Below are 6,078 nucleotides of genomic sequence, written 5' to 3' on the forward strand. Positions count from 1 at the left end.
GAACATAACCATAAAAATCATCCTGGCCATGATTTGAATATGAAATCCGCTTACTTGCACGTGCTTGCCGATGCATTAACATCCGTTTTTGCGATTATAGCGTTATTGGGCGCAAAACTGTTGCAGTTGAATTTCCTTGACCCGTTGATGGGTATTGTAAGTTCGATTCTGCTATTTGGGTGGTCTTTTCAGTTATTAAAGGACACTTCAGTTATTTTGCTGGACAGAGATAAAAATGATTTATTGCAAAAGGAAATCAGGAATATAATTGAAAGCGATAATGATACTAAAATAGCTGATTTGCATCTGTGGAAAGTCGGGCAAAATAATTATTCCTGCATCATATCCCTGGTTGCAAAAAAACCAAAAGAATTAAATGAATATAAAAATTTGCTGCAGGAAGTACACGAACTATCGCATTTAAGCATTGAAATAATTAGCTGTAATCAATGAATGGAAACTGTTACCGCAGGGGGAAATTTGTATGGAAAAACAAGCGAGTAGAAATGATTTGACAACAAAGGTACTAAAATTATCTGAGTTTGTGAATTATCAGACAGGTTCGGTGGTCAGCAGGACGACTATTGATAAAAAACCCGGGACAGTAACTCTTTTTGCTTTTGATAAAGGGCAGGGCTTAAGCGAGCATACAGCCCCTTATGATGCGATGGTTTATATTTTTGACGGCGAAGCGGAGATTTTAATTTCAGGGAAAGCATTTAATGTTAAAACAGGCAAAATGATTATTATGCCTGCAAATAAACCTCACGCTTTAAACGCCAAAGTGAGATTCAAAATGATGCTTGTAATGATAAGAGCTTAAACAGTAATACCGCTTCAAATCCGCTCCATAAAGTAAAGAAACCATTTGAAAAGGAAGCTCGAATTTAGTATCATTTAGATAGACAGAAAAGCATGGGATCATATCATGAACAATTTACACTATAAATTACCCAAAGAATGGATTGAACAATCGGTTTATGATTTCAATACCGCAAAAGCCATGTTTAAAACGGGCAGATATATTTATGCGGTTTTTATGTGCCATTTAGCCGTTGAAAAAACTCTAAAGGGTTTATATGCAAAAGTATTAAAACAAAATCCACCAAAAACCCATGATTTAACTTATTTAGCTGAAAAAATAGGTTTAGAAATACCTAACAATTTGCAAGTATTAATCGACGACCTAAATGAATTAAGTATTCCAACAAGATACCCTGAAGAATTAAAATCTTTAATCAAACAATTCAATAAAAATAAAACCAAAAACATACTTAATCAAACAGATAAATTACTAAAATGTTTAAAAACAAAATACTAAAAACGAAACAAATTATTCAGAAATCATTTCTATCGAAGCATTTAAGACTTGATGATATCATCATCTATGGTTCATTTATTAAAAAACAAAACAGGCCTGACAGCGATATAGACATAATGGTAATTTCTAAGGACCTGAGGAACAAAGATATTTTTGAAAAAGTACAGCTTACGCGGGGTATACACAGAGAGCTGGTTAAACAAATAAGAAAACCTATTGATATTATGTACTATTCCGATAGGGAATGGTCCAGTAATTCTTCTCTGATAATAAACACAGCTAAAAGCGAAGGCATTTCTCTCCTTAAATAACGCTTCAAAACCTTCTCCTAAATTAGTATAATAATTTAGCATGAAATATATTTTAGCCATAGACCAGGGGACAACAGGTACCAGGGCTGTTGTATATAATAAAAGAGGGGCGGTAGTCGCTTCATCGTATGAAGAATTCCGGCAGTATTTTCCTTCCCCTGGCCGGGTTGAACATAATCCTGCAGAAATCTGGGCCAGCGTTAATAATTCCATTCAAAAAATTCTTGATAAAATCCCGAAAAACTCAATTTCCGCCATAGGTATTACCAACCAGCGGGAAACAACCGTCATCTGGGACAGGATTTCAAATAAACCCGTCTATAATGCAATTGTCTGGCAGTGCAGGCGAACAGCAGAAAGGTGCAAAAGCCTGGCCCGGGATAAAAAAAACATACAACTTATCCGCAAGAAAACCGGGCTTCCGATTGACGCATATTTTTCAGCAACAAAAATAGAATGGATATTAAAAAATGTCGCGGGCGCCGCGGCAAAAGCAAAACAGGGCAGGCTTTGTTTCGGTACAACAGATGCCTGGGTGCTCTGGAACTTTACCGGCGGGTTAAGCCATTCAACTGATTATACAAATGCTTCGCGCACTATGCTTTTCAATATAGAAAAAAAGGAATGGGATAACGGCCTCCTTAAACTATTCAGAATTCCAAAGTCGATATTGCCGGAAGTCAAAAAATCCTCCGGATATTTTGGAAAAACAGTAAAGATTGGAAAATTGCCTGCAGGCATTCCTATAACAGGCATAGCAGGGGACCAGCAGGCGGCTCTTTTCGGCCAGGCCTGTTTTGAGCCCGGAACAATAAAGAATACTTACGGAACAGGAAGTTTTGTGCTGATGAATACCGGCAAGACGCGCATTTCATCTAAATTCGGCTTAATAACAACTCTTGGCTGCGGAGTAAATGGAGAGCCTGTTTATGTTCTGGAGGGAGCGGTATTTATTGCGGGCGCTGCGGTGCAATGGCTGCGTGACGGGTTAGGTTTAATAAAATCAGCCAAAGAAACTGAAAAAATGGCTGTGTCTTTAAAAGATAATGCGGGAGTATATTTTGTTCCTGCCCTTGCGGGGTTAGGCGCGCCTTACTGGAACCAGTATGCTCGGGGCTGTATATCAGGCATTACAAGAGGAACAACCGGAGCGCATCTGGCGCGCGCGGCATTAGAAGCCATGGCCTACCAGACGAAAGATGTGCTGGAAGCGATGAAAAAGGATTCAAGATTAAAAATAAAAAACCTTAAAGTTGACGGCGGGGCAACAAGAAATAATTTTTTATGCCAGTTTCAGGCGGACATTCTGCGCATTCCTGTGATCCGAGCGAAAACAATAGAAAGCACGTCTCTTGGCGCCGCTTTCCTGGCAGGTTTGGCAGTTGGTTATTGGAGATCCTCTGCAGATATAGCAAAATACTGGCAAAAAGACAGGGTTTTCATGCCAAAGATGAATAAAAAAGAATCTGATTCTCTTTACGAAGGCTGGGGAACCGCTGTGAAGCGGACTATTTTATGAAAATGTATGATGTAATTATTATTGGCGGAGGAGTAGTAGGCAGTGCGATAGCGCATGAATTATCCCGCTATAAGCTGGAAATCGCGCTTTTGGAAAAAGAAACTGAGCTGGCATTTGGTGTTTCAAAATCCAACAGCGGTATAATACACCCGGGCACGCAAAACCCGCCAGGATCATTGAAGGGTAAACTTTGCGTGCGCGGAAATAAATTAACGCGCAAAATAGCGCTCGAGCTTGGTATTGATTTCAAGGAAGTGGGAGAACTAATAGTTGCATTTAGTGAAAGCGATATGGAACACCTCAAACAAATTAAATCCGACGCTGAAAAACTCGGTGTCCGCGGTTTGAAAATAGTAAACAAGGCGTGGCTTACGAAACACGAGCCCAATTTAAGCGATAAAGTTGTCAGCGCTCTATATGCGCCAACAGCGGGTATTATCAGCCCATACAGGTTTGTTTATGATTTAAGCGAGAATGCAGCCAATAACGGCGTTAAGATATTTACGGATACGGAAGTAAAAAATATAAAAACCGCAGGTAAAAACAATTTTGAACTTATTACACAAAACTCTGTTTTCAAAACCAGTTATGTAGTAAATGCGGCAGGGTTGTATGCGGACGAAGTTTCTGCAATGATTGGCATTGATGATTTTAAAATATCTCCGCGCAAAGGCGAGGAATATATACTGGATAAGAAACTTGAGCATATCAGCAATCATCTTATCTTTCCTCTGCCGGAAGAACATACCAAGGGAATACTGATTATCAAAACTGCTGACGGCAATCCCATGGTGGGGCCTACGGCAAAAGAACAGGAAGATAAAGAAGGCCATTCAACCAGCGATGAAGGGATTGAAGAAGTGTTCAGCGCTGTAAAGAAAATGATGCCCAAAATAGATAAAAAACATGTTATTACATCTTTTGCTGGCTTGCGCCCGATTGCAGGCAAGGATTTTATTATACGGCACGAAGATAAAGTTCCGGGGTTTGTAAATGTGGCAGGCATCCAGTCGCCCGGTTTAACAGCGGCTCCCGCTATAGCTGAAATGGTTGCCCGGATATTGAAAGATAACGGTTTAAAACTGAAGAAGAAACCGCATTTTAAAAAACACCGCAGGAAAACAACACACTTGTTTGCGCTTCCTTTAAAAAAACTGGAAAAACTTATTAAAATAGACCCTGAATACGGGGATATAGTATGCCGTTGCGAAATGGTTTCAGTAAAAGAAATCCGCGACGCTATAAAAAGGGGCGCAAAAACGCTTGACGGCGTAAAATTCAGAACCCGCGCCCAGGCAGGCCGGTGCCATGGGGGTTTTTGCACCTGCAGAATAATGAAAATATTGTCAAAGGAATTGAATATTGATATTACAACAGTTACCAAAAGAGGCAGAGGATCCGAGATCGTAATCGGGGAACTTCGTTAAATGAATGAAAGAGAATTAGTTATCGTAGGAGGAGGGCCTGCAGGAATGGCTGCGGCTATTGCTGCTTATAACACGGGTATCCGCGATATACTTCTTATAGAGCGCAACAACTGCCTGGGGGGAATATTGAACCAGTGTGTTCATACAGGGTTCGGCCTCAAATATTTCAATGACATTCTGACCGGGCCGGAATATGCGGAACGTTTTATCGATAAGCTGAAGGCGATACCTGAAATTGAGATCAGCCTTAAGTCCTTTGTAGTTAATTTGGCCGGGGATAAAGTTTTAAAATACCTGCGGTTCGGAAAACTTGAAACAGTAAAAGCCAAATCCCTTATTATGGCGACTGGCTGCCGTGAACGCACCAGGGAAATGATAAATATTGCCGGGTCGCGCCCTGCAGGAATTTTTCCCGCGGGCCTGGCGCAGAAACTGATAAATATCGAAGGATTAATGCCCGGAAAAAATGTTGTTGTTATAGGTTCCGGGGATATAGGGCTTATAATGGCGCGCAGGTTTACCCTTGAGGGAGCGCAGGTGAAAGCTGTTATTGAAATAATGGATAGGACAAAAGGGCTTCAACGCAATGTTGTCCAGTGCCTGGAAGATTTTAATATTCCTCTTTATTTAAGGCATAAGGTAAAGTTCATTAACGGGAAAGACCGTGTTGAAAGCGTTGATATAACAGGAGTTGACAGGCAGTTAAAAGAAATTCCAGGGACACAATTTAATATTGCCTGCGATACGGTTCTTGTTTCTGTGGGATTGATACCAGAGAATGAACTTATAGAAATGGCGGGCGTAGAAATAGACGAACGGACAAACTGCCCCAAATCAAATAAGGTAAATATGACTTCAATTCCGGGGGTTTTTGTCTGCGGGAATGCATATAAAGTTTATGACCTTGTTGATTGGGCAACAAGGGACAGCGAGTTGGCGGGTAAAATGGCAGCGGATTTCATAAGGGTTAAATAGGAATAAAATGGAAATGAAGAAGATGGTGTGCATAGAATGCCCGAAGAGTTGTGTGATCAATGTGGGCATTGATAATAAAAAAATCGTATCTGTTAAGGATAATGAATGCCCAAAAGGGGAAAAATATGCCAGGCAGGAAATTGAAAATCCAAAGCGCATTATAACTTCTACCGTGCTGGCTGAAGGGCTTGATTATAAAATGATTCCTGTTAAGACAGACAGGCCTGTGCCTAAGTCCAAAATTCTTGACGTTATGCAGGAAATTAAGAAAGTGCGAGTTAAAGATAAACCTGTTTCTGCAGGTGATCTTATTGTGCGCAATATACTTGGTTTGGAAGCAAACCTTGTTGCGACAAGAAGCGCTTCTTACCCTGAGATCATCCAAAAATATTTAAACTATTATTCTCTATATTTCAAAAACGTAAAGCACGTTTTCAGGACTTTTAAGTCATGCGGCGAAGATATTTCCTATCATTTTTTTATTCCTGATAATTATAAAGCTGCAATCGTTCTGGTGCACGGCTA

8 protein-coding genes are annotated in these 6,078 nt (G+C 40.2%); all 8 read left to right on the forward strand.

What is annotated here, in order from left to right:
• Window positions 1–453: cation diffusion facilitator family transporter (locus KKH91_06430; GenBank protein ID MBU0952438.1), on the forward strand; the 453-nt coding region annotated here is incomplete at its 5' end.
• A gap of 31 nt (window positions 454–484) precedes the next feature.
• Entirely contained in the window at window positions 485–823 is a 339-nt protein-coding gene (locus tag KKH91_06435) for a cupin domain-containing protein (protein ID MBU0952439.1), read from the forward strand.
• A gap of 105 nt (window positions 824–928) precedes the next feature.
• Window positions 929–1,321 (forward strand): HEPN domain-containing protein, encoded by a 393-nt coding sequence (locus KKH91_06440; protein ID MBU0952440.1) that lies wholly within the window; start codon window positions 929–931, stop codon window positions 1,319–1,321.
• On the forward strand, window positions 1,300–1,632 hold the full coding sequence (locus KKH91_06445) for a nucleotidyltransferase domain-containing protein (GenBank protein ID MBU0952441.1): 333 nt from the start codon (window positions 1,300–1,302) through the stop codon (window positions 1,630–1,632). The genes KKH91_06440 and KKH91_06445 overlap by 22 nt, the downstream gene beginning before the upstream one ends.
• A gap of 40 nt (window positions 1,633–1,672) precedes the next feature.
• On the forward strand, window positions 1,673–3,151 hold the full coding sequence (glpK, locus tag KKH91_06450) for a glycerol kinase GlpK (protein MBU0952442.1): 1,479 nt from the start codon (window positions 1,673–1,675) through the stop codon (window positions 3,149–3,151).
• A 2-nt stretch (window positions 3,152–3,153) separates the two neighbouring features.
• Window positions 3,154–4,578 (forward strand): NAD(P)/FAD-dependent oxidoreductase, encoded by a 1,425-nt coding sequence (locus tag KKH91_06455; protein ID MBU0952443.1) that lies wholly within the window; start codon window positions 3,154–3,156, stop codon window positions 4,576–4,578.
• Entirely contained in the window at window positions 4,579–5,553 is a 975-nt protein-coding gene (locus KKH91_06460) for an NAD(P)/FAD-dependent oxidoreductase (protein ID MBU0952444.1), read from the forward strand.
• A gap of 13 nt (window positions 5,554–5,566) precedes the next feature.
• The coding region (locus tag KKH91_06465) for a DUF1667 domain-containing protein (protein ID MBU0952445.1) at window positions 5,567–6,078 on the forward strand (512 nt) is incomplete at its 3' end.

The organism is Elusimicrobiota bacterium (assembly GCA_018816525.1).
In the GTDB taxonomy this organism is placed as follows: Bacteria; Elusimicrobiota; Endomicrobiia; order CG1-02-37-114; family XYA2-FULL-39-19; genus OXYB2-FULL-48-7.